Source organism: Embleya scabrispora DSM 41855, from assembly GCF_000372745.1.
GTDB lineage: Bacteria > Actinomycetota > Actinomycetes > Streptomycetales > Streptomycetaceae > Embleya > Embleya scabrispora.
The window spans coordinates 111,531-133,972 of record NZ_KB889741.1 but is presented as its reverse complement, the minus strand read 5'-3'; the positions used below and the strand labels follow the sequence as shown (position 1 = coordinate 133,972).

16 protein-coding genes and 2 pseudogenes are annotated in these 22,442 nt (G+C 70.6%); 15 read left to right on the top strand and 3 right to left on the bottom strand.

Going from position 1 to position 22,442, the window contains the following annotated elements; all coding sequences use genetic code 11:
* Positions 1–191: 191 nt before the first annotated feature.
* The gene (locus A3IC_RS0150090) at positions 192–3,431 is read left to right on the top strand and encodes an FG-GAP-like repeat-containing protein (protein WP_158696437.1); all 3,240 of its coding nucleotides are present in this window, start codon (positions 192–194) and stop codon (positions 3,429–3,431) included.
* A gap of 146 nt (positions 3,432–3,577) precedes the next feature.
* The gene (locus tag A3IC_RS0150085) at positions 3,578–4,519 is read left to right on the top strand and encodes a ribose-phosphate diphosphokinase (protein ID WP_020557590.1); all 942 of its coding nucleotides are present in this window, start codon (positions 3,578–3,580) and stop codon (positions 4,517–4,519) included.
* A 236-nt stretch (positions 4,520–4,755) separates the two neighbouring features.
* Here A3IC_RS0150085 and A3IC_RS0150080 read toward each other — a convergent pair whose 3' ends face one another.
* Positions 4,756–5,046, bottom strand: coding sequence for a hypothetical protein (locus A3IC_RS0150080; RefSeq protein WP_020557589.1), 291 nt, complete (start codon positions 5,044–5,046; stop codon positions 4,756–4,758).
* Between the two features lie 219 nt (positions 5,047–5,265).
* Here A3IC_RS0150080 and A3IC_RS0150075 point away from each other — a divergent pair, with 219 nt between their 5' ends.
* The 6 genes from A3IC_RS0150075 (at position 5,266) to A3IC_RS0150050 (ending at position 12,479) form a co-directional block, all read left to right on the top strand.
* On the top strand, positions 5,266–5,958 hold the full coding sequence (locus A3IC_RS0150075; protein ID WP_026219677.1) for a type 1 glutamine amidotransferase: 693 nt from the start codon (positions 5,266–5,268) through the stop codon (positions 5,956–5,958).
* 1,016 nt (positions 5,959–6,974) lie between these two features.
* Entirely contained in the window at positions 6,975–8,042 is a 1,068-nt protein-coding gene (locus A3IC_RS0150070) for a phytanoyl-CoA dioxygenase family protein (protein ID WP_026219676.1), read from the top strand.
* Positions 8,024–9,337, top strand: a complete 1,314-nt coding sequence (locus A3IC_RS0150065; protein WP_020557586.1) for a DUF6271 family protein — start codon at positions 8,024–8,026, stop codon at positions 9,335–9,337. Before A3IC_RS0150070 ends, A3IC_RS0150065 begins: the two co-directional genes overlap by 19 nt.
* Before the next feature lie 18 nt (positions 9,338–9,355).
* Entirely contained in the window at positions 9,356–10,597 is a 1,242-nt protein-coding gene (locus A3IC_RS0150060; RefSeq protein ID WP_020557585.1) for a type III PLP-dependent enzyme, read from the top strand.
* On the top strand, positions 10,598–11,218 hold the full coding sequence (locus tag A3IC_RS0150055; protein ID WP_020557584.1) for a GNAT family N-acetyltransferase: 621 nt from the start codon (positions 10,598–10,600) through the stop codon (positions 11,216–11,218).
* A 10-nt stretch (positions 11,219–11,228) separates the two neighbouring features.
* Positions 11,229–12,479 carry an MFS transporter gene (locus A3IC_RS0150050; protein ID WP_020557583.1) on the top strand — a complete coding sequence of 417 codons (1,251 nt, stop codon included), beginning with the start codon at positions 11,229–11,231 and terminating at the stop codon, positions 12,477–12,479.
* Positions 12,480–12,676: 197 nt separating this feature from the next.
* Here the strand turns inward: A3IC_RS0150050 and A3IC_RS0150040 are convergent, their stop codons facing one another.
* Complete coding sequence (locus A3IC_RS0150040; protein WP_020557581.1) at positions 12,677–13,246, bottom strand: MarR family winged helix-turn-helix transcriptional regulator; 570 nt, start codon at positions 13,244–13,246, stop codon at positions 12,677–12,679.
* A 466-nt stretch (positions 13,247–13,712) separates the two neighbouring features.
* Between A3IC_RS0150040 and A3IC_RS72235 the strand changes: the two are divergent.
* The 7 genes and pseudogenes from A3IC_RS72235 to A3IC_RS61210 all read left to right on the top strand — a co-directional run.
* A pseudogene (locus A3IC_RS72235) lies at positions 13,713–13,955 on the top strand (glutamine synthetase family protein); the annotation flags it as partial.
* Positions 13,942–14,079, top strand: a pseudogene (locus A3IC_RS68175) (cytochrome P450); the annotation flags it as partial. The pseudogenes A3IC_RS72235 and A3IC_RS68175, both read left to right, overlap by 14 nt.
* Before the next feature lie 61 nt (positions 14,080–14,140).
* Positions 14,141–14,758 (top strand): hypothetical protein, encoded by a 618-nt coding sequence (locus tag A3IC_RS68170; protein ID WP_020557578.1) that lies wholly within the window; start codon positions 14,141–14,143, stop codon positions 14,756–14,758.
* A 330-nt stretch (positions 14,759–15,088) separates the two neighbouring features.
* Positions 15,089–15,427: a hypothetical protein gene (locus tag A3IC_RS72230; RefSeq protein WP_245599995.1), complete on the top strand. Its 339-nt coding sequence runs from the start codon at positions 15,089–15,091 to the stop codon at positions 15,425–15,427.
* A 94-nt stretch (positions 15,428–15,521) separates the two neighbouring features.
* Complete coding sequence (locus tag A3IC_RS0150015; RefSeq protein WP_245599994.1) at positions 15,522–18,803, top strand: lantibiotic dehydratase; 3,282 nt, start codon at positions 15,522–15,524, stop codon at positions 18,801–18,803.
* Positions 18,796–20,154: a lanthionine synthetase C family protein gene (locus tag A3IC_RS0150010; RefSeq protein ID WP_020557575.1), complete on the top strand. Its 1,359-nt coding sequence runs from the start codon at positions 18,796–18,798 to the stop codon at positions 20,152–20,154. Before A3IC_RS0150015 ends, A3IC_RS0150010 begins: the two co-directional genes overlap by 8 nt.
* A gap of 61 nt (positions 20,155–20,215) precedes the next feature.
* Positions 20,216–21,283 (top strand): PI-PLC domain-containing protein, encoded by a 1,068-nt coding sequence (locus A3IC_RS61210; RefSeq protein ID WP_158696435.1) that lies wholly within the window; start codon positions 20,216–20,218, stop codon positions 21,281–21,283.
* A 406-nt stretch (positions 21,284–21,689) separates the two neighbouring features.
* Here A3IC_RS61210 and A3IC_RS0150000 read toward each other — a convergent pair whose 3' ends face one another.
* On the bottom strand, positions 21,690–22,388 hold the full coding sequence (locus tag A3IC_RS0150000) for an HU family DNA-binding protein (RefSeq protein WP_020557574.1): 699 nt from the start codon (positions 22,386–22,388) through the stop codon (positions 21,690–21,692).
* Between the last annotated feature and the right edge of the window lie 54 nt (positions 22,389–22,442).

Below are 22,442 nucleotides of genomic sequence, written 5' to 3'. Positions count from 1 at the left end.
ACGACTTTGCCGGAGAATCGACAACGGAATCCATCGCACGGTTTTACGACCGTCGAAAACGATTGCCATGCGACCGCATCGGGGTAATACCGCTTAACTCGCCCGACCCCTCCCGCCGGCCGAAAGTCGTCGCTACGCTGCGGCGGTCGCGCGGGCCTTCCCGGCCCGCGGACGCTACGAGGGAGAAAGTCGTGCGAACTCAACACCGACGCGGGCGGGCCCTGCGACGGGGCTCGGTCGCAGTGGTCGTGGCGGCGCTGTGGGCGAGCGGCGTGAGCCGGCCCACGCATGCGGCCGAGCCCGTGCCCGCCGCCGACCCGCCTGCCGCCGGCGCCGGCCAATCGACGCCGGACGTATATGCGCAGGCCAAGGCGGCAGGCCGGCCAATCGAGATCGAGGCGGATCGAACGCCGAGCACCGAGAAGTGGGCCAACCCGGACGGTACGGTGACCAGTCGGTCCTACCTGCGACCGGTGCGCACCAACATCGACGGCACTTGGCGCCCGGTCGACGCGACCCTACGGGTGGGCCCGGACGGCCGAATTTCGCCGACCGCGTCGGTATTCCCGATCTCGTTTTCGCCGGGCGGCACGGCAGTCATGGCCGGCATGACAAAAAATGACAAAAGCCTTTCCCTGTCCTGGCCGCAGCCGCTACCCCGACCGACCCTCGAAGGTGCCACCGCACGCTATCCGGAGGTCCTTCCCGGGGTGGATCTTGAATTGATCGCGGACATCGACGGGATCAGCCAGCATCTGATCGTCAAGAATCGTTCGGCCGCGGAAAATCCCGCACTCAAGGAAATCCGATATGGCCTGACCGGGGCCGGCTTGAAAGTGACCGACGGGCCGGACGGCGGCCTCGCGGCCACCGACGCGGCGGGCACGGTCGTCTTCAAGGCGCCCGCCCCCGCGATGTGGGACAGCGGCACCCGAACCGACGCCGGCGTGGTCGGCACCCGTACGGCCGCCGCGATCGCGCCACAGGGACCGGTCGCGGGCGGCGCGGAGGTGCCCGTCGACGCGGTACCCGTAGCGGTCGCGGTGGACGGCGACACGCTGCGCCTCACTCCGGACGCACGCCTGCTCGCCGCCCCGGACACCGTCTTCCCCGTGGTGATCGACCCGGTGTTCTCGGATGGTTGGCGGGAGGACTGGACCATCGCCTACAAGCGCGACAACGACTCGGGCGTGGCCGGCACCTCGTTCTTCAACGGCCAGCACTTCGACGACAAGCTCGCCCGGGTCGGCTACGAGGACGACCCCGACGCACGCAGCTACGGCACGGCCGAGTCGTACTTCGAGCTCAACACCGACGGCCTGGGCAAATCCACGATCATCTCGGCCAACGTCAACTTCTTCAACCAGAAGTCGTGGAGCTGCACCAAGAGTTCCGTCGAACTGGGCCTGACCGGCACCATCTCGGCCGCCACCACCTGGAACAACCGACCGAACTGGATCCGCACCCTGCAGAGCAAGTCCTTCGCCCACGGCTGGAGCAGTTCCTGCACACCCGCCGGCGAGGACTTCAACGCCGCCGCGGTCAAGGCCGCCGTCCAGGAGGCCGCCAACGGGAGTTGGCCGAATATCACCCTCGGTCTGCGCGCCCCCGGAGCGGCCGGCAAGGACCACACCAGCTGGAAGAAGTTCGCCAACAACCCGGCCCTGGAGGTCACCTACAACCACGCACCGGTGATGCAGGAGCACGCCGCGTGGGCGAGCCCGTGGGCTCCCGGCGGATCGGGCAACGTCGGCATCCGCTGCGACGCCGACCCCGCCACGTGGCCCACGGTCGGCAACAACGACATCGTGCTGACCGCCCGGGTGTCCGACGCCGACGGCGGCAACGTCACCGATGCGTTCACGGTCTGGGAGTACGGCGGCGACACCGTCACCGCACCCACCACCACGGTCGGCCAGAACGCCACCGGGCATGTGACCATCCCGATCGGGCAACTCCAGGACGGCCACCGCTACAAATGGATGGCCCTCGGCCGGGACGGCAACACCGACACCGGGTGGACCGCGGCCTGCGGTTTCAACGTGGACAAGATCGCACCGGGTAAACCCACCGTGACCCCCATCGACGGCAAGCGCATCGACATCGCGCAAAGCCCCGCCCGGACCCCGCGCACACTGCGCCTGCGCGCCACCGACAACGTCGGCATCGCGTCCTTCTGCTACTTCCTCGACCGCTACCTTTCCACCGGCAACGAGGGTTGCGAGGACGCCGACCGGGTCGCCGCGCAGCCGGACTCGACCACGCCGGCGACCGACGACTATTACGCCGACATCACCGTCAGCCCGAACCGCTTCCCCGAATCCCGGCTCTACGTCCGCGCGTACGACAAGGCGGGCAACCGGTCCCTGATCAATGTCGGCAGTGACGACACGGCCCATCAACTCGACTGGGCCACCGTGCCCGCCGACGGCGATGCGGTCACCATCAAGACCCAGCCGATCGACTGGGTCACCGGCCTCGACTCGCCCGACACCGGCGACTGGGACGACCGCGACGGCGACCTGGACGGCGACGGCCGACCCGACCTGGTCGGTGTCGGCGGCAACGGCAGGCTGTACCTGTACCCGGGGGCCGGCGACGGCACCCTGCACGATCCCCGGGAGATCGGCGCGACGGGCTGGACCGGCGCGAGGATCACCCACCGCGGCGACTTCACCGGCCCGTACACCACGCAGGCGGCGCCGCTCGACGGCTACGAGGACTACTTCGTGGGGCTGCCCCAGACGGACGGCGGCTACCGGGTGTTCCTGTACGCCAACGACGGCACCGGCATACCGGACTACTTCACCCGCAAGGAGATTCCGCACCCCGGCGGCGGGAACTGGCCGGCCGGGCTCCAGTTGGTCGCCCCGGGGGACGCCACCGGCGACGGTCGCCCCGATCTGCTGACCACCGAGGGCACCGCACTGGTCCTGTACCCCGGCGACGGCAACGGCGGCTTGGACCTCGGCGCGCGCCGCGTGCTCAACACCTGGGGCTGGGCGCCCTTCGACCTGTACGCCGCGGGTGACGTGACCGGTGACGGCATCCCGGACCTGATCAGTCGTCAGCACACCGAATCGACCACGGCCAACTACTACGGCAAGCTCAACCTCTACCCCGGCACCCGCGACGCGACGGGCTATACCGCGCAACCGAGCGGCGTCTACGGGACGGCCGGGTGGAATCCCGCCAATCGACCGAGCATCGCGACCGTGCCCAACGCCCAGGGCGCGGTGGAGATCCGCAACGGCACCCGAGTCTGGGTGCCCACCACCGGCAAGGAGACCCCGGACTTCTACGCCACCGCTCCCGGCGGCGACAACGGTCGGGGCGTGCTGTACTTCTACGCCGGCGGGCCGCAGACGCACGCCCCCCAGGTCCAGGTCGGCAACTCCGGCTGGACCACCACCATCACCGACATCCACTGACCGGGTCGAGCGGGGGCCGGCGCCGCGCCCGCCCCCGCTCGACGACCGATCCGGGGCCGGGTCCGGCCGTTTCGGCGTCCGGGGCGCCGGCCCATAGCATGTGGCGACGGGCCCACGACTGCGACTCTAGAGAGCAAGGAGCGTTCGTGCGAGAGATCGCCGTGTTCAGCGGTAGCGCACATCCCGAATTGGCCGCCCAGGTCTGTGCGCACCTGGGTGTCCCGCTCAGTCCGACCCGGGTGAACAGATTCGCGAACGACTGCCTGGAGGTGCAACTTCAGGCCAACTGCCGCGAGCACGACGTGTTCCTGATCCAGCCGCTGGTCGCACCGGTCCAGGAGAACCTGGTCGAGTTGTTGCTGATGTGCGACGCCGCACGCGGCGCCTCGGCGGGCCGGATCACGGTGGTGATGCCGCACTACGCCTACGCCCGCTCGGACAAGAAGGACGCGCCGCGCATCTCCATCGGCGGCCGATTGGTCGCCGACCTCATGGTCGCCTCCGGCGCGAGCCGGGTGCTGGCGATGACGCTGCACTCGCCGCAGGTGCACGGATTCTTCTCCGTCCCGGTCGACCACCTGCACGCGCTGCGCGAGTTGGCCGAGCATTTCCGGCGCTACGACCTGTCCGACACCACCGTGGTCTCGCCCGACCTGGGCAACGCCAAGGAGGCCGCCGCCTTCGCCCGAATGCTCGGCGCCCAGGTCGCCGCGGGCGCCAAGCAGCGCTTCGCCGACGACCGGGTGGCGATCAGCGCGGTGATCGGCGAGGTCGCCGGCCGGGACGTGATCGTCTTGGACGACGAGATCGCCAAGGGCAGCACGGTCCTGGAACTGCTCGACCGACTCCGCGAGTTGGGCGCCCGTTCGATCCGCGTCGCGTGCACGCACGGCCTGTTCGCCGCCGGTGCCCTCAAGCGCCTGTCCGACCAGCCCGACGTGCTGGAGATCGTCTGCACCAACACGGTCCCGATCCCCGCCGGGGAACACACCGACAAACTGCGCGTCCTGTCCATCGCCCCCGCCCTCGCCGAGGCCGTCCGCCGCATCCACAACGGCGAAAGCGTCAGCGCCCTGTTCGACACGTGATCGCCGCGTGGCGGCCGACACTCTTGCCGTTTCGAACCTCCGCCTAGGATTTCGGCAGGAAGTCGGCCAGGGCCGAAGTGACCCGGTCGGGCCGTTCCAGGGATCCGGGCGGCCATCCCCTCGGTCTCGGTGGCCCGGGCCCGGGCCTCGAACCGTGTACGCGCGCACCGCCGTGGCCAAGTCGACGCACTGCTCGGGGCCGCCGGCCCGGCCGGTGGCCTTGGATTCGCGCGGCATCATCGCGGACACACCGCGGCGCCAATCGGGGTGTCGTCGACGGCGAGCGGCGGGCGGGTCGCGCCGAAGGCGCACGCGTGCGGGTGCGAGTCGTTGCTGCCGGGCAGCGCGGTACGCCCGGCCAGATCGACCACTTCGATCCCGGGTCCGATCAGCGGCCGGATTTCGGCGTCCGAGCCGACCGCGACGATCCGACCGGCGCGGACCGCGAGCGCCTCGGCGACGGTGAACGCGGCGTCCACGGTGAGTACGCGGCCGTTGATCAGGACGAGATCGGCGCAGACCGGCATACGGGTCTCCTTGCGTAGCGGCTACACACCGGGAGTCGGCACCCGATATTATTTGAGGCCAAACGATATGGATCGACCTCGGCCTCCACAAGCCCCCGGCCGATTCTTCGACTCCGAACGACGAGACCGGCGGGCGCGACCCCACACTCGACGCCGCGACCTTGTCATCCGCGTCGGGCCGGCTTATTGTTTGGGACCAAATCAGTCTCGGAGGCTTCGTTGCGCGCCTTGATCATCCGCCACGACCACCAGTCGCACGCCGGGTATGTCGGCGCGCGTCTGGCCGAACGCGGTTTCGTGTCGCACGAGGTGACGGTCGTCCCCGAGCAGCGCTTCCACTCTCCCGATGTACGCGTCGCCTTCCCGCGCCCCACCGACTTCGACCTGGTCGTGTCACTCGGGGCGCCGTGGTCGGTCTACGACACCGCGACGATAGGCACCTGGATCGGCGAGGAACTCGCGCTGCTGGCCGAGGCGGTCCGGGCGGACGTACCCGTCCTGGGGATCTGCTTCGGCGCACAGGCGCTCGCGGCGGCGCTGGGCGGGCGCGTGGAGCGGGCACCGAGGTTCGAGTTGGGGTGGCACACGATCGAGTCGGACGAGCCGGCCCTGATCTCGCCCGGCCCCTGGTACCAGTGGCACTTCGACCGCTTCACGGTTCCGCCGGGTGGGCGTGAGACAGCCCGGTCCGCGGCCGGCCCGCAAGCGTATGTCGTGGGTCGTTCGCTCGGCGTGCAGTTCCATCCCGAGGTCACCCCGGGGATCGTGGCCGCCTGGCTCGCCGGCGGCGGCGATGCCGAGGCCCGCGAACTCGGCCTGGAGGTCGCGGCGTTGCGCCGGACGGAGACGGGTGCCCGGGAGCGGGCCGACGCTCTGGTGGACGCCTTCCTGGCGGACGTGGCCAAGATCTGAGCCGCACCCGGCGCCGGCGCGGCCGAGCGCCTTCGGCGAGCCCGTCGTCGAGACACTCGCCGCCGACCGCCCGCCGCAGCCGCAGCCGCGCCGGACGACTCGTCGTGTTCACTCGGACTTGAGGCCGAACTCCCTTACTCGCAAGCACAGTTGGGCTATTCTCCCGCTTCCCGTGCCGCTGCCTCGCGCACCCTGACGCCACATCCGCATGCGTCACCGCGCGCCCGCGAGCGGTTGCAAAAAGGATCAACGCGGGGGTTGACACTGAAAGTTGGTCTAGACCAACCTAGTGGAACGGGGATCGGAGCGGTGCTCCGGCATGGCCGTCGGCCGACCAGGCGGACCGGCCGGTCGGCGCCGCGCGTGCGCCACGGGCGTTCCACGACCCGTGCGCGCACCGAGTACAAGGAGGTAGCAATCCCGGCTCTGTCATCACGGAGAACCAGAACCTCCACGGTGCGAACGGCCGGGCGCGGTAGCGCGCTCCCTTGCCGAGACCGCCTGTCGTAAAGCCGGCTCGTCCCTTCGAAAAGGCGTATCGCGGGTCGGCGGACTCGGAGTCGGAGTCGGCGGAGGGTTCATCACCGAACCCTGGTACTGCCGAACCCTGATACCGCAGTCGGCGACTGCCTGCGTCTGTGGGCGACCATCCACCGTTGTACGAACGAACTTCCGCAGCGGTCGGCCTCACGCAACGCCATTGTCCACAATCGGCGCGACCGCGCCTGGGCGCGGCGTGGGTGCTGCGAGGAGGTCGCGTCGACGGCTGCCCCTGATCGGTCCGCGGCACGCACGAGCCCGCCGGACACGCCCCCGGCCCTCCCCCATGTCCACCACGCCCACCCGTCACACGTGAACCGCGGTGTCGGATAGGCCATTTCGGCACGCCGCCGGACCGGCTACGGCCGGCCCCGGTGCGCCCGTACCCGACACTCCCCCACACCCGATCGATCAACCGCCCCGGTGCGGTCGATGTGCGATCAGCCACGGAAAAATTCGAGCCTTGGAGTAATCACATGGCGACGCCCGACGCCTATCCGTATAGAGCAGCCTCCGATATTCCCTACTTCAGCGCGGACGGCGAAACGTACCTGGCCCCGACGCCGCTGCGTGATCTCCGGAAGTCCCGGCCCCTTCGCGTGTTGTCCGAGCAGGACTTCGACTTCTGGCAGACGTACGGGTACGTCGTGGTGAAGGAGGCCATCCCGGCCGCCGCAGCCGCTCGCCTGCTGGAATTCGCCTGGGACTTCCAAGGACTCGATCCACGACATCCGCAGGGTTGGTACTCCGACGATCGGGAGTTCCGCTCCGATCTGGACCGGGAACTGCACATCTACGGCTTCGTCGAGGCATACCACCATCAGCTCATCTGGGACAGTCGCCAGACACGTCGCGTCTACGACGCGTTCGTCGACGTGTGGGACTGCGAAGAGTTGTGGGTGACCCTGGACCGCCTCAACCTGAACCCGCCCAACATCCGGGACCGTGATCGCGCACACATCGCGCCCACGGACAAGGGGTTCGACATCGAGCTGCACTGGGACGTCGACACCACCCTCGAGGTGCCGCCGCAACGGGTCCAGGGCATCATCGCGCTCGATGCCACGCAGCCGGATCACGGCGGATTCCAGTGCTCGCCCGAGCTGTTCCGCCGGTTCGGCGAGTGGAAGGCCGGCCAACCCGCGGATCGGGATCCGATCCGGCCCGCCGCCGACCGCGGCGAATTCCCGGTGATCCGACCGGAACTCGCGGCCGGCGACCTGCTGATCTGGAACGGGCTGCTCGCCCACGGGGTGGCCCGCAACACCTCCGCGGACGGCGTCCGGGCGGTCCAGTACCTGTCCATGATGCCCGCCTTGGAATCCCACCACGAGCAACGGCGATCCCGGATCGAGTCCTGGCGTCACCTGAGCACACCGGATTGGAACAAGACCCTCGTCGGCGACGCCACCAGGCACGAATCGCTCAGGTACGGCACCGCCACGCTGAACGACCTCGGCAGGAAGCTCCTGGGGCTCGAATCGTGGCGCGGGCTGGACACCGACCAGTTCACCGGAGAGCCGGCATGCACAAAATCTGCCTGACCCTGCCCACGAACCGGGCCTGCGCCGCCACGATATCCGCCATCGCCGAGGAAGCCGAGTACGCGGCAACGCACTTCGACGTCGAGGTGCACCTGCTGATTCTCGACTCCTGCGAGGAGTCCGCGTTCACGATCCATGCCAAGGTCGTCGACGCGACGCCCGCCTCGCCGAACGTGATCGTGCACCATCTCGACGAAGCCACACAGCGGAACTTCCTACGCAGGGTCGTCGACCGGGCGGGCGTCGACACTCCGGACCTGTTCCTCGACCTGATGCTGCCCGCCGCCGTCTCCTACGGCGCCTGCACCAATCGCGCCTTCCTGATCGCCGCCGCGCTCGGGTGTGCGTCGATCCACCGCCGGGATTCGGACAGCAACTATCAGACGCTGAACGGGGAACCGGTCTTTCCCATCCACCACGAGCTGACGTCGCTCGGAAAGCGGGCTCGCGACGCGGCGTCCGGTGTGAGCGAAACCGTCCTGGATCCGGCCCACGCCGACAGGCCCGTGGTGCTGGCCGGCAGTTCCTTCGTCGGCGAACTGTCGGTGGACATCGGCGAGATCCAACGCCTGGACCCCGAGACCTATTTCGACATCGTCAGCCTGTGGGCCCCACCCGAATGGTCCGAGCAACAAAAGCGACGGCTGGTCGAGGAATCCTTCACCGGAGCGGGCACCGACCCCTTCGTCCGGGACCACTCGACCCTGACCATCGTCGATCCGATGCGGCTGGACATGTGCAACATCGCCTTCCGTCACGAGGTGTACGAGCGGGTACCGCTGCCGCCGGCGACCGACACCATCGGCAGCGACTACTTCCTCATGCACCTGATCCACGACGCCGAGTTGCCGGGTGTACTGCACAACCGCAACATCGTGAACTTCTACACCGAGGAGCGCCGCACCGACTCGGGCTTCGTCGCCTACCAGCTGCGGCTGACCAAGTTCTTCCTGTCGATGCTCTACTTCAATGCCATCTACGCCGAGATGGCGACGGCCGCCGGTGCGCTGCTCGACGCCGAACAACGCCTCCGGCCCGCCGCCGTCGCCGAACTCGCCCGGGCCGCCGCCGGGTCGGATCGTGCCGAGAACGTGCACCGGCTGCGCAGCCTCGACCGCTCCTATCGCAGCCTGGGCGGCCGTTACGCCGCCTTCGCCGACACGCTGGCCGCCCGTGGCCCGCGCCTGCTCGACGAGGCCCGGTCGGATATCGAAGACTTCACGCTGCTGATCGAGGCGTGGGAGGCACTGATCCACGCCGGCAAGGCCACGAGCGTCCACGAACCGCACCGATAGTGGGGCCCGGACCCAATCATGCACATGAACGCACACCTGCGCGCCGCCCTGGCGGCTTCCACCGAGGACCGCATCGTCTTCGATCTGACCGGCATCGAGGAGCGATACGACTCGCTGCTCGCGGAGTTGCCCGACGTCTCGGTCAGATTCGCGATGAAGGCATGCCCCGTCGACGAGGTGCTTTCCTGCCTGGCCCGCAAGGGCGCCGGTTTCGACGCGGCGAGTCCGCACGAGATCGAGCAGGCCATCGCCACCGGCGTACCGATCGAGCACATCCACTACGGCAACACCATCAAGTCGGACCGGAACATCCGGGACGCATATAGGCTCGGGATCCGGGATTTCGCCACCGACAGCCTGGAGGACGTGCGGGCCGTCGCCGCCCACGCTCCCGGTTCCCGGGTCTTCTGCCGACTGGCCACCGGCGGCGAGGGGGCCCTGTGGGGCCTGAGCCGCAAATTCGGCTGCTCGGGCACGGACGCGATCCTCGTCCTGGCGGAGGCCCGGGCCCTGGGTCTGACTCCCGCGGGCCTGTCGGTTCACGTCGGCTCGCAACAGATGACCGCCGAGGCATGGCAGGACGCCTTCGACAAGCTCGCGGACGTGCTCGCGGCGCTGAACCGGCGCGGGATCGCGCCGGACCACGTCAATCTCGGCGGCGGCCTGCCCGCCCTCGGCTACCTGGATCGGCGCGGCCGGCGATTGGATCCGCCGCTGGACAAGATCTTCGTGGTGATCCGCGAGGGGATCCAACGGCTCCGCGAAGTCTCGGCGTCGCCCCTGGACTTCCTGATGGAGCCGGGCCGCTGGTTCGTCGCCGACAACGGCGCGATCCGGGCCCGGGTCTCCCGCCTGTCCGCCAGGCAACAGCTCGACGGCGAACGCCAGTTCTGGCTGTACCTGAGCTGCGGCAAGTTCAACGGCCTGTACGAGATGGACGAACTCCGGTATGGGCTGGTCTTTCCCACCCACGAGGACGCACAGTGCGTGCCGGCCGTCGTCGCCGGCCCGACCTGCGACAGCGACGACGCCTATCCGCACGAGGAGGACCCGGTGCCGGTGCCCGGGTCGGTCGCCTCGGGGGACCCGGTCTGGATCGTCTCCTGCGGCGCCTACGTCACCAGCTACACGACCCGGGGGTTCAACGGATTCGCTCCGCTTCCGTACACCTGCATCGGCGGCGACCACGACGACGGCAACCACGCTCGGCAGCGGAGTCCATCGTCCGCCATCGACGTACTTCCGGAAGGTGTGGTGTAGATGGGACGCGACGTGCGCATCCGGCACATCACCGAGGGCGACTGGGATGCCATCGTCGCACTGGAGGCAGCCGCCCATTCCGCCGGCGCGCTGTCCGAGGAGCGGCACGCGTTGGAGTCCCGGGCCCGGTCCTCGCCCGGCACGTGCTTCGTGCTGGACTTCGAGAAGCGACCCGCCGGTTACGTACTGGCCCTGCCCTACCCGATGTTCCGCTACCCGGACCTGTCCCGGGCGGAGGACGTGGTCCACCACTCGCGCAATCTGCACCTGCACGACCTCGTCGTCGCCGAGCACGTGCGGGGCAACGGATTGGCCCGTGAACTCCTGCACCGGCTGACCACGACGGCCCGGGCGAAGAAGTACGAACGCGTCTCGCTGATCGCCGTCGGCGGCAGCGAGGGCTTCTGGTCCGCGAACGCGTTCGACGCCGTGCCCGAGGTGGCGCTCGCGCCGAGCTACGGCGCGAGCGCGGTGTACATGTCCAAAGCGCTGCGCATGTCCGAAGCGCTGCGCATGTCGGAAGCGCTGTACCGGTCCGAACCGGTGCACGAGGACCGCGATGCGAGAAGGCGAAGCCAGCCGATGGTCCGGTCTACGGATCATCCCCGGAAGACGAAGTAGGCCGATACACATGTTTCGCGTTCGCGATGACTTCCGCCGAGCACAGGTGGCGATCGCAGCACTGTTCTGTTTTCTCGGGCTGCAGTACGCCACCTGGGCATCGCGGTTGCCCGCGATCAAGGCCGAACTGGACCTGAGCGAGGCCGAGGTCGGCCTGTTGCTGATGGCCTGCGGCGCGGGCGCGGCGGCCTCCTTTCCGCTCGTCGCGGTACTGACCAGGCGGCTGGGCTCACGCCTGCTGGCGCTGTCCTCGGCCCTGGTGCTGGGCCTGCTCCTGCTCGCGTTGGCCATGGCGCCGAACTATCCGGTCGCGCTGGTGATCATCTGCTGCGACGGGGTCGCCGTCGGCTGTCTCAACGTGGCGATGAACGCGCAGGGCGCCGCGCTCGAGGTCGAGTACGGGCGCACCGCGATGTCACAACTGCATGCGACGTTCAGCGCCGGTTCGCTGTGCGCGGCCCTGCTCGCATCCGGGATGAACGCGCTGACCTCGAACCTGGCCACGCACTTCGCGGTCGCCGCGGCGCTGCTGTTGTTGCTCCTGGCCTACGCCCGACCGGGGTTGCTGACCGCCGATCGGGCGGCGGCCGAATCCGCCGAGGCCGAGCAGTCGTCGCGGTCGGACCGGCGCGGGTTGACGCTGCCGTCCCGGATCACCCTCTGGATGGGCGGTGCGATGGCCTTCGGCACGGTGACCGAAGGCGCGATGAACGACTGGTCCGCGCTGTACATGAAGGATGTCGCGGACGCGAGCGCGGAGGTGGCGCCGCTGGGCATCGCGGTGGTCTCGGTGATGATGGTGTTGGCCCGCGTCTTCGCCGACGGGTGGCGCAGCCGTTGGGGCGACGGCCGGATCGTTCGGGTCGGCGGCGCGCTGGCCGGGACCGGGCTGGCGGTCGCGCTGGCGGCTGGTGGTGTGGTGCCGGCGCTGATCGGCTTCGCGTGTGTCGGGTTGGGCGTCGCCGCGGTGACGCCGTGCGTGTATGTGGCGGCGGCCCGGTCGGGTTCGGACGCGCTGGCCCTGGTCGCCGCCATGGGCACGACCGGTCTGCTCGCCGGTCCGGCCCTGATCGGCTTCATCGCGAGCGGCAGCAGCCTGGTGTGGGGCATGGGCGCGGTGGCCGTCTCCGCGATGCTGGTGTCGGTCTGCGCCACGCGGATCCGCTGGACCGGCCCGGAGGCGGCCGCGTCGGGCCCGGCGGTCGAGCCGCGCGAGCAGCCCGGGCCGGGGACGGAGGTCGAGCCGCTCACCGGTACCTGAGTCGCCGCCGGGCACAGGTCAGGCGACCAGTTCCCGGCGGTACGTCGCGGCCGGGGCGATCGCCCGCCCACCCGGCGCCACCACACCGACCCCACCCAACGCTCCCTCTTCACCGCCCTCACCGAAGCAGCCCACCACCGACACCGACACCCCGTCCCCGCCGACCAGCCCGCACCCGGCGCGCCGTGCCCGTGGCGTCAGCCCTTCGCGCGGCGGCCGCCTCGTCGGGGCTTGGGGGTGTTGCCGGCCAGGAGATCCTGGCGGCGTTCCTCGCCCTTGGCTTCGAGGCGGGCGACGATGCGGCGTAGCGAGTCGGCGAGGGTGAGGCATTCGTCGGCGCCGAGGTCGTCGGTGACGAATGCCTCCTCGGCGTTGAAGGCCGGGAAGACGTCGGCCATCAGTTCCTCGCCGGCGGGGGTCAGCGAAAGCAGGACGAGCCGGCCGTCGGTGGCGTGTGTGGCGCGGGTGAGCAGGCCGCGCGATTCCAGGGTGCGGGCCACGCCGGTGAGCGTGCCCTTGGAGATGCCCGCCTCCTCGGCGACGCGCCGGGTCTCGCTCTCGCCCCAGATCCACACCTCCCACAGCACGGTGAACGCGGTCCAGGTGAGTTCGGCGTCGCGCAGCACCGAGTTCTCCAGGTGCTGACGCACCGCGGCGGCGGCGCGGTAGATGTTCGACACCGCGGCCATCTGCTCTCGCCGCAGCGGGATGTCGCCCAGTCGTGCCTGGACGGCCTTCTCCGTTTCGGTGATGGACCGCTTGACCACGTGCTCCGCCCTTCCTCGTCGTCCGCGTCCGGGTGGTGCCCCGATACGCCTTCCGCATCCCGAAATCTAGTCCTTGTGGCGACCTGTTTGCATCCGTACGATCAGCGGCACCCGCAAACCGTACGGGTCCAAACGAATGGGCTTCCGCCCCTCGGAGGCGCCGGGCAAGACAATCGGACAAGCGTCGACGAACAGCCCCACCGCCCACGCGGCCGCCCCCTCGCGCGGCTCGCTCGGCGTCGCACACATCGTCTTCTTCGTGGTGGCGGCCTCCGCCCCACTGACCGTCGCCGCCGGCGGCATCCCGCAGCGCCTCGCGGTCACCGGCACCTCCGGCATCCCCGCGCTCTACCTCGTACCGGCCGCCCTGCCGGCGGTGTTCAGCGTCGGCTACGCCGCGATGAGCCGGCGCATCACCGGCGCCGGCGCCTTCTACGCCTACGTCGCGCAGGGCCTGGGCCGGGTGGCCGGTCGCCGCGGCGACCCGGACGGGCACCTGCTGCGCACCCTGCGCAACCTCGGCTCGCTGGGCATCGGCGCCACCACCGGCAACCACGAGTACTGTTTTGGCCGGTTCGAGATCAACCTCGACCACTCCGACGCGCTGGGCGCGGCCGACCGGGCCTTCCGGTTCAAGGCCGCGATCAAGGAACTGGCGTGCCTGGAGGGCAGGTTGGCCACGTTCATGGCCAAACCGCCTGGAGATGCGGATCATGTTCGAGGAACTGCTGCCCCGGATCGCCGACATCCGGCTCGCGGGCGAGGTCCGCCGAGTCCGGTCCAACTTCGTCAACGGCATCAAGGAACTCCCGGTGACGGTGACCCTGGCCTGATCCCGCCGCCCGACCCGCGGCGACCTCGGCACCGTCCGGGCCCTCGGTTAGGGTGCGCCGCATGGACACTCGTGGGGGATTCACCGCAGGGGTCGCACTGTTCGCGGCGCTGTTACTGGTCGGGTGCGGGAACACCGAGGCCGGTCGGAGCCCGGTGGCGGATCGCCCCACCCTCGCCGGTACACCGCCCGCGGCGGTCGAACCCCGATTCGTGCACGTCGTCGACGTGCCCGGCTACGTGCTCGCGCCGCAGTCGGTCGCGGTCTACGGGGACACCGGCTTCCAGTCGGTCTACGTATCGGCGCAGGGCGGGCAGATTCACCTCGGCGTGGACGCGGGCGACCCGAACTCCGCGGCCTGCCCGCCGAATCCGCCGGCCGGCGAGACATGCGTGGCCGACGGCGACGCTTGGTACCGCAGCACGCCGGCCGAGCACACCTACGCCCGCGCTGGCGACGGCCTGGTCGTGTGGGTGTGGGCCGACCCGAACGAGGTCGACCGGGTCACCCTGCACGCGGCGCTGCGGGACGCCCGCCCGGCCGAGGTCCCCGCCCCGGCTCCCGGCACGCTCACGCCCCGCCCGGGACCGAGCACCGCGAACACACCGGTGGAGCGCGGCGACCTGCCACCGGTCGGCGACGGCGCACCGATGAACGACCCCCCACACCACGGCTGGTGATCCGGCGGTTCCGGACCGGACACCCCGCATGAACGGTGCCGGATCGATCCGGAGATCACGGCCGCGACGTTCGGTGCCGAAGCGCGGGTGCGAAGTTCGGCTGCGGAAGATCCTTTTCGAATGGACCCGGCGGCGCATTCGAATAGATTGCGAAGACGATAGATACTCGCCGAAAAATTGCCGCGCGGAATGTTCACGATGCAGAAGATGCCAACGGAATCGGTTAACCGGGATTCACCGGACCGCCTCATCGCATCGCAGGGCAACCCCCTTGTGAAGACGCCGGACGAGCCCGCACCCGCTCGGCATCCTTGCAGGGTAGGAGCCTGATTGCGTTTTCCACAGGGAGATTTCCGGCCGGCGCGGATGGCTGGTAATCGTTCTTGTTCGGCCGCCTATTCAACGCTTAGCGTCCTCTCCGAGATCAAACAGGTCTCCTGGATTCGCGGCACCCACCAAAGCGCTGCGACCGATATCGCGGGAGTTGTCATGAACGACAAGATTCTGCTCGAAGAAACCACCGAGACGCGCGACTTCGCCGACTTCGACCTCGACGTCCGTATCGCGGAAGGCGAGCTCGAAGCCGCCGACTTCGGTGCGGCCGGCGGCGGCTGGACCTCGCCGAGCACGTACGGCGTGCAGTCGCGCTGCCCGCTCTGCTGCGCCTGACCTGCAATTCCGGGGGTGGGCGGTGGCGCCCGCCCCCGGGTGTCATCCTTCGGCGAGAGCCGGTCACACGGGCATGGGGTCGGTGCGGAACACGGTGCGACACTCCGAGCGGAATCCTGGGCACGTCGACGGTCCCTACACGGGACGCGACGACGCGCGAGACAACCAATACGAACCGGCCGGCCCCGTCTTCGTGCGGATGGCGAGCGTGCCGCGCGGCGGGACGGACCCGGGCCCCGCGCGCGCCGCACCGGTCCCGGACACGGCCGACGCGCACACCGCCGAGGGGCTGCGCCGGATCATCGCCGACCCGCTGCTTCGCGAGGCGGTACGGGTTGCCAGCGGCAGCCTGTCCGCCGCCCTGGACCGGCTCGACGCGGGCGCGGACCTCGGGCCGAAGCGGCTGACCGGCACCGCGCTGTCGGTGACCCGGTACGCGCTGCGGATGGGCGGCCGGCCCACCCCGTTCGGCCTGTTCGCCGGCGTGACCACCGCCCACCTGGGAACATCCGCACGAGCGCGGGTGCACGGCCCCGGCACCAAGGCGGTCCGCCTGGACGCCGGCCGACTGGACGAGCGGGTGCGGGCCTGGCTCGCCGCGCCCGAGGTCCGCCGACGCGTCGACGTGGTGCTCAACGACCTGTGTCGGGTACGCGGCGACCGGCTCGTGCTGTCCGGGCCCGAGCGGGAGATCTCGGTGCGGCACAGCCCACTGGTCGCACACATCCGCGCGGCCGCACCGCACCCCGTCCCGTACCGGACCCTGCTCGATCGAGCCGCCGAGGCATTCCCCGGCGCACCCCGCGACCGGCTCGACGCGTCGGTGGCGCAACTGCTGCAACACGGCTTCCTGCTCAGCTCGATCACCCCGCACCGGCTCGACGAGGCACTGCTCGATCGCATCGAGGCCGCGGTCGAGGAACTGCCCGCCGTGGCCGCCGAAGTCCGGGCGACGCGGGCCGCGGTGCGCGAATACGAGAAGGCCCGGCCCGGCGAGGGCACCGAGTCCTGGCACCGGTTGATGGCCCTGGTCGATCCGCGCGCGGACGCCGTCCGGCCGCCGGTCCAGGTGGATCTGCGGATGGACGCCGAACTGACCCTGCCCCGGGCCGTGGGCGAGGAGGCAAGCGCCTACGCCGACGCGATGTGGACGCTGTCCGACGCGTGGGTCACCCACGAACACATGCGCGACTACCGAAATCGGTTCATCGAGCGGTATGGCACCACCCGAACCGTCCCGCTGGCCGAACTCGTGGACCCGCATCGCGGCCTGGGCTTCCCGACCGGCTACGGCGAACGCCTGGCGCCGGGCGAACAGCCCACCACCGGTTACCGACCCGGCCGCGACCGGCGGGTGCTGATCGCCGAGTTGGTCCAGGAGGCGCTGTTGCGCGAGGACCGCGAACTGCGGCTGACCCCGGACCTGATCGAACTGCTCGCCGGCACCGCGCAGTCCGAGGGCGGCGAAGCCGCCGCACCGCCGAACTCGCTCGACCTGTGCTTCCAACTCCTCGCATCCGACGCCGCCGCACTGGACCAGGGCCGCTTCAAGCTGGTCGGCACCGCGCACGCGGGCTCCTGGGTGGCCGGCTCGATGGCCGGACGCTTCGCCGAACTCACGGACAGCGGCGACACGTTGGCCAAGCTGGTGGCGGCTGCGGCGGACGTCGACGCGGTGCCCGCGCAGATCTCGTTCCGGCCGCACACCGCCCGCGCGCTGAACATGATCCAGGTACCTCGCCTGCTGTCCCACGAGATCCCGGTCGGGGTGTACACCGATCGGCGCGACCCGCACAGCCTGGACTGGCGCGAGCTGCTCGTGGGTGTGGACCCGGCCGGTCTGAAGCTGATCCTGCCCCGGACCGGACAGCGGGTGATGCCCGTGGTGCCGCACATGCTGGCCCTCGATCGCGAGGCGCCCAAGGTGGTCCGACTGATGGTGGACATCGTCTTCGGCCGGTCCCGGACCTGGACCGGATGGGACTGGACCGGCCTGGAGGCACTGCCGCTGCTGCCGAGGGTGACCTTCGGCCGGGTCGTCGTCGCACCCAAACGCTGGACCCCGGACCGTGCGATGTACGCGGGGGCCGAGGACCCGCCCGAGTTCGACCGCGCGCTGCGCGAGTGGAGCGACCGCTACGGCGTGCCGGACCGGGTGCAGGTGGTGCACTGGGACCGGGTGTACGGCCTGGATCTGGCCACGCCCTGGCACCGCACGCTGCTGCGCCACGAGGTGCGCCGGGGCCGGGTCGCGCTGCTGGAGGATCCGAGCGAGGACGGCCGCGGCTTCGGCTGGGCGGACGGGCACAGCACCGAAGTGGTCGTCCCGCTGACCCGCCGCGCCGCCGCCCGGGCGCTGCCCACGACCGCCCCGGTCGCGCCCGAACCCGCCGCCGGGCCCGCCACCGGCTACCATCTGCCGGGCGAGGACTGGTTGTTCGCGAAGCTGTACGCGACGCCGGACACCCACGACGAACTGCTCCGGGTGCACCTGCCCGCGCTGCTCGCCGACGTCGGCGAGCACGTCGACCGCTGGTTCTTCATCCGATACCTGGACCCGGACCCGCACATCAGGATCCGCCTGCACGGCGACCCGGCCTCGCTGCGCAACCGGGTGCTGCCCGAATTGGCCAGGCACGTACGGGCAATGCGCGGGGCGGGCGCGATCCGCACGATGGCGCTGGACGTGTACGAGCCGGAGACCCAACGCTACGGCGGGCCGAACGGGCCGGCGGCCGCGGAGCGCCTGTTCACCCTGGACAGCAGGTCCGCGATCGCCCAACTGGGCCTGCGCGCACGCGGTGCGCTCGCGGTGCCGGACGAGGTGCTGATCGCGGTCAACCACGCACTGCTCCTGGAGAGCCTGGGCGACTGGGACTGGCCCTCGTGGGTGGAGTACGCGTTCGTCAAGGACCCGGACCAGAGCGCGTTCCGCCGACATCGGGCGCTGGTCCGGGACCTGATCCGGCCCGGCCACACCGCCGCGGCGGTCGGCGAGCGGCTGGGCGTCCCGGCGCTGGCCCGGTTGTGGACGCGGCCGGAGTACGGTCGTGCGTACGGCGCGACCGTGCTCTCCGACGCGGGCCGCCGGCCGGCCGGCGCCGCGCACGAGAACGCCGTACTCGGGTTGTTGCACATGCAGCACAACCGACTGATCGGCATCGACCGAGCGAGCGAACAGCGCGGCTACGCCATCCTGCGCGGAATCGCGAGTGACCATCTGGGCCGGCTCGCGCACGCGCCGGGACGGTCCGGGGCAGCGGGCTCGGGCGCCGATCGCACGGGCGCGAAGACCGCGACCGGCGACCCTGTTACCGCCGAACCCGTTGCCGCCGAGGCCGCGAACGATCAGGAGAGGGACGAGCGGAATGACTGAGCCGGCGCGGGAGGGTACGACGACCACGGTCGGCGCACCCGCCGAACCCCGCTTCGCCGACCAGGCGCGTGCGATGGTGGCGCGGGTGTTGGAGCGGCTCGCCGATCCGGCGGCGGTCGCCGCCGATACCGACGTCCTGGCCGAGATGTCCTGGGACGGCGACGATCAACCGCTGTGGGTGGACCTGTCGCTGTCCAGCGGATTCCCGGGCGTCTCGCTGGCCTTCAGCGGCAGCACCCCGCGCGGACCCGAGCACGCCGCCCGGGCACACGCCCACCTGGGCAAGGCGATGGAGGTACTGGCGGGGGAGCGTTTTCCGGCGGCCGGCATCTTCACCGGGCCGGGCTCGGTCGCGTTCGCCACGCTGGTCGCCCACCGCGCGACCGGCGGGTATGTGAACGCCCTGGCCCGTATGGACGAGCACCAGCGCCGGGTGGTCCGGGCGGCGCTGCCACGCCCGCGCACCAACGCGCCGCTGAGCACGAACGGCGAGTTCGAGACCGTCCGAGGGCTCAGCGGGGTCGGCCGCTACCTGCTGGCACGCGACGCCGCCGGCGACGAGTTGCGGATGGTGCTGTCCTACCTGGTCGGCCTGTCCGAGGGGGAGATCCTGCATCGGGGTCGCCGGGTGCCGCGCTGGTGGACCCTGGCCGCGCCCAAGCTGGGCCAGGAGGTGGAGATGCCCACCGGCCATCTCAACCTGGGCCTGTCGCACGGCATCGCCGGGCCGCTGGCGCTGCTCGCGCTGGCCTGGCGGGCGGACGTGCGGGTACCGGGACAACGCGCCGCGCTCGAACAACTGGTGGCGCTGCTCGCCGAGTGCGCCGTCCCCACCGGCGACGCCCTGTGGTGGCCGGCCTTTCGGACGCTGGAGCAGTGGGCGACCGCACCGGACCCGGACGCCCCGGCGCAGCGCCCGTCCTGGTGCTACGGCGCCCCCGGGGTCTCCCGTGCGGTCCAGTTGGCGGCGCTCGCCCTCGACCGACCCGACTGGCACGAGCTCACCCGCCGTTCGCTCACCGACCTGCTCGACACGCCGATCGCGGACTGGGGCATCGACGATCCGGCGCTGTGTCACGGCTGGGGCGGCCTGCTGCACCTGCTCGGCCTGCTGGGCGAACACCTGGACGACGCCCGACTGCCCGCCGTCCGGGACGAGTTGGCCGCGCTGGTGCTGGCCCAGTATCACGACGAGTACCGCTTCGGCTTCCGCTCGACGATGACGCGCGTCCCGCAGGGCGTGGACGTACCGGCCTTCCTGGAGGGTGCGGCGGGCGTCGCACTCGCCCTGGACGCGTACGCCGAGGGGCGGGCAACGGCCGGGTGGGATCAGGCGCTCCTGGTGGCGTGATCCCGGCTCACCCGGTCGACGGGGGTCACAACGCGACCGGTTCCGAGTACGTTCCCCTGCCATGGACTCTTCCAGCGGCATACCGGCCGCCACCCCAGGATTCGGGGAACGCCCCCGATCCCGCAGCAGGTTGCGCTTCATCGGCCGGCCCGGCCCCGGGCTCCTGGTCATGGTATTCGCGCTCCTGGCCGCCCTCGTCCCCTCGACCGTCTCCGGCACCGCCACCGCGGCACCCCTCACCGCCGCGGAGCAACGTTGGGGCAACGACCGCCTCGATCAGGTCACTTCGCTGACCACGCACAACTCGTTCACCAACTACGAGGACTCGCGATGGTCCTCGGTCAACCAGTCCGAGTCCATCCGCGGGCAGTTGGACCGGGGCGTACGCGGGCTGATGCTCGACACGCACTGGTACGAGCACAGCACCGGCCTGTGCATCATCAGTTTCGGCAGCGATTGCTACCCGAGCGACGTGTACCTGTGTCACGGGGACTGCAAGGCGTTCGCGGGGGTGACCTACGCGCTGCCCCGGCAGAGCTTCGCCGGGGCGATGCAGACCGTGGTCGACTTCCTGAACGCGAATCCGCTGGAGGTGGTGACCGTGTTCCTGGAGGACTACGTCGACACCGACCGGCTCCGTCGCTCCCTGGAACAGGTGCGCGGGCTGCCGGACCTGCTGTTTCGGCCGGACACCGCCGGCGTGCGGAACAACGGCTGGCCCAGGGTGGCGGACATGGTCACCGCCGACAAGCGCCTGCTGCTCTTCTCCGACAAGCCCGGCAAGGAGGGCCTGGGCGTGATGTACGACAAGGACTGGACCGTGCAGAACTACTGGAGCCTGGGTGACCTGGGCAACGACCTGGCCTGCACGAGCCGGTGGTCCGACGTCCCGCTGAACCGGACCGAACCCGGTTTCCGCCGGTTGTTCGCGATGAGCCACTTCCGCAATGTGCCGACGATCGGGACCGCCGCCCTGGACAACGGGACCAAGCTCCGCAACCGCATCGCACAGCAGTGCGAACCGGCGGCGGGGCGGAACCCGAACTTCGTCGCGGTGGACTTCCATCGGCAATCCGACGGGAGCGGACACAGCCCGGCTTCGATCGTCGGCGAGTTGAACGGGGGGTGAGCGGCGTCGGGGCGGGCGCGGCGGCGCGGGGCAGGGCCTGAAAGCGGCGGCGCCGGCGGGCCGAGGGGCGTCGTAGGCGGGGCGGCGCGGGGCAGGTCCGTGGACGGGGTGGGTCAGGGCGCGGAGCAGGGCCGTCGGGCGGGCCCAGGCGCAGGAAGCGGGGCGTGGCCCCTGGACGCAGGGCCCGAGCCCGGGGCACAAGGCCGGCCCGGGCCGCGCCGAACCCGTCCGCGGCGGCGTGATCCGGTGATTCTCGCCGGCCGGCGGGACGACCGGCGGCACGACCCGAGTGCCGGTCGGTCCGCCGTCGGAACGCTCCATCGGAACCTCGGCGCGTTCCGATCCGGCACCCCGGTCGGACCGCCCCGCGCGGGCGGTCCGACCATCGCATCCGACCGGGTGGTCCTCAGGCGCGCTTGGCGGTGCGAGCGCTCGTCGTGCGCTTGGCGGCCGTCTTGCGACCGGGGGCGCTGCGTGTGGTGGGCGTCTTGGCGGCGGCCTTCTTGGCGGTGGTCGTCTTGGCCGGGGTCGCCTTCGCGGTGGTCTTCTTCGCGGTGGTCTTCTTGGCCGCCGTCGACTTGGCGGCGGTGGTCTTCTTCGCCGCGGTGGTCTTCGCGGTGGCCTTCTTCGCCGCGGCCTTGCGGGCCGGAGCAGCGGTCTTCGCCGCCGTGGTGGCCCGCGTGGTCGCCTTCTTCGCGGCGGCCTTCTTGGCGGTGGCCTTCTTCGCGGTCGTCTTCTTCGCTGCGGCCTTCTTGCCGGCGACGGTGGTACCGCCGGTCACGGTACCCGGCGAAGCCTTCTTGATCGCGGTCTCGCCACGGGTCAGCTTCTTGGTGCCGCCGGTGAGGTCCTTGAAGCCCTGGCCCGGGCGGAAGCGCGGCACGGAGGTCTTCTTGACCCGAACCCGTTCGCCCGTCTGGGGGTTACGAGCGTACCGGGCGGCGCGCTCGACCTTCTCGAACGAGCCGAAGCCGGTGACCGAGACCCGGTCCCCGGCGACGACCGAGCGAATGATGGTGTCCAGGACCGCGTCGACCGCTTCCTCGGCCGCAGCCCGACCGCCGAGCTTGTCGGCGATGGCTTCGACGAGTTGTGCCTTGTTCATGAGATGCCCTTCTCGGTGCGGGGGTACCGATCGCTTTCGACCGGCCGGACCATC

Coding starts and splice junctions, on each gene's coding strand:
- A3IC_RS0150080 (WP_020557589.1), bottom strand. CDS start 5,046: ATGCCGGTCTGCGCCGATCTCGTCCTGATCAACGGCCGCGTACTCACC.
- A3IC_RS0150070 (WP_026219676.1), top strand. CDS start 6,975: ATGGCGACGCCCGACGCCTATCCGTATAGAGCAGCCTCCGATATTCCC.
- A3IC_RS0150065 (WP_020557586.1), top strand. CDS start 8,024: ATGCACAAAATCTGCCTGACCCTGCCCACGAACCGGGCCTGCGCCGCC.
- A3IC_RS0150060 (WP_020557585.1), top strand. CDS start 9,356: ATGCACATGAACGCACACCTGCGCGCCGCCCTGGCGGCTTCCACCGAG.
- A3IC_RS0150055 (WP_020557584.1), top strand. CDS start 10,598: ATGGGACGCGACGTGCGCATCCGGCACATCACCGAGGGCGACTGGGAT.
- A3IC_RS0150050 (WP_020557583.1), top strand. CDS start 11,229: ATGTTTCGCGTTCGCGATGACTTCCGCCGAGCACAGGTGGCGATCGCA.
- A3IC_RS68170 (WP_020557578.1), top strand. CDS start 14,141: ATGGACACTCGTGGGGGATTCACCGCAGGGGTCGCACTGTTCGCGGCG.
- A3IC_RS0150010 (WP_020557575.1), top strand. CDS start 18,796: ATGACTGAGCCGGCGCGGGAGGGTACGACGACCACGGTCGGCGCACCC.
- A3IC_RS61210 (WP_158696435.1), top strand. CDS start 20,216: ATGGACTCTTCCAGCGGCATACCGGCCGCCACCCCAGGATTCGGGGAA.
- A3IC_RS0150000 (WP_020557574.1), bottom strand. CDS start 22,388: ATGAACAAGGCACAACTCGTCGAAGCCATCGCCGACAAGCTCGGCGGT.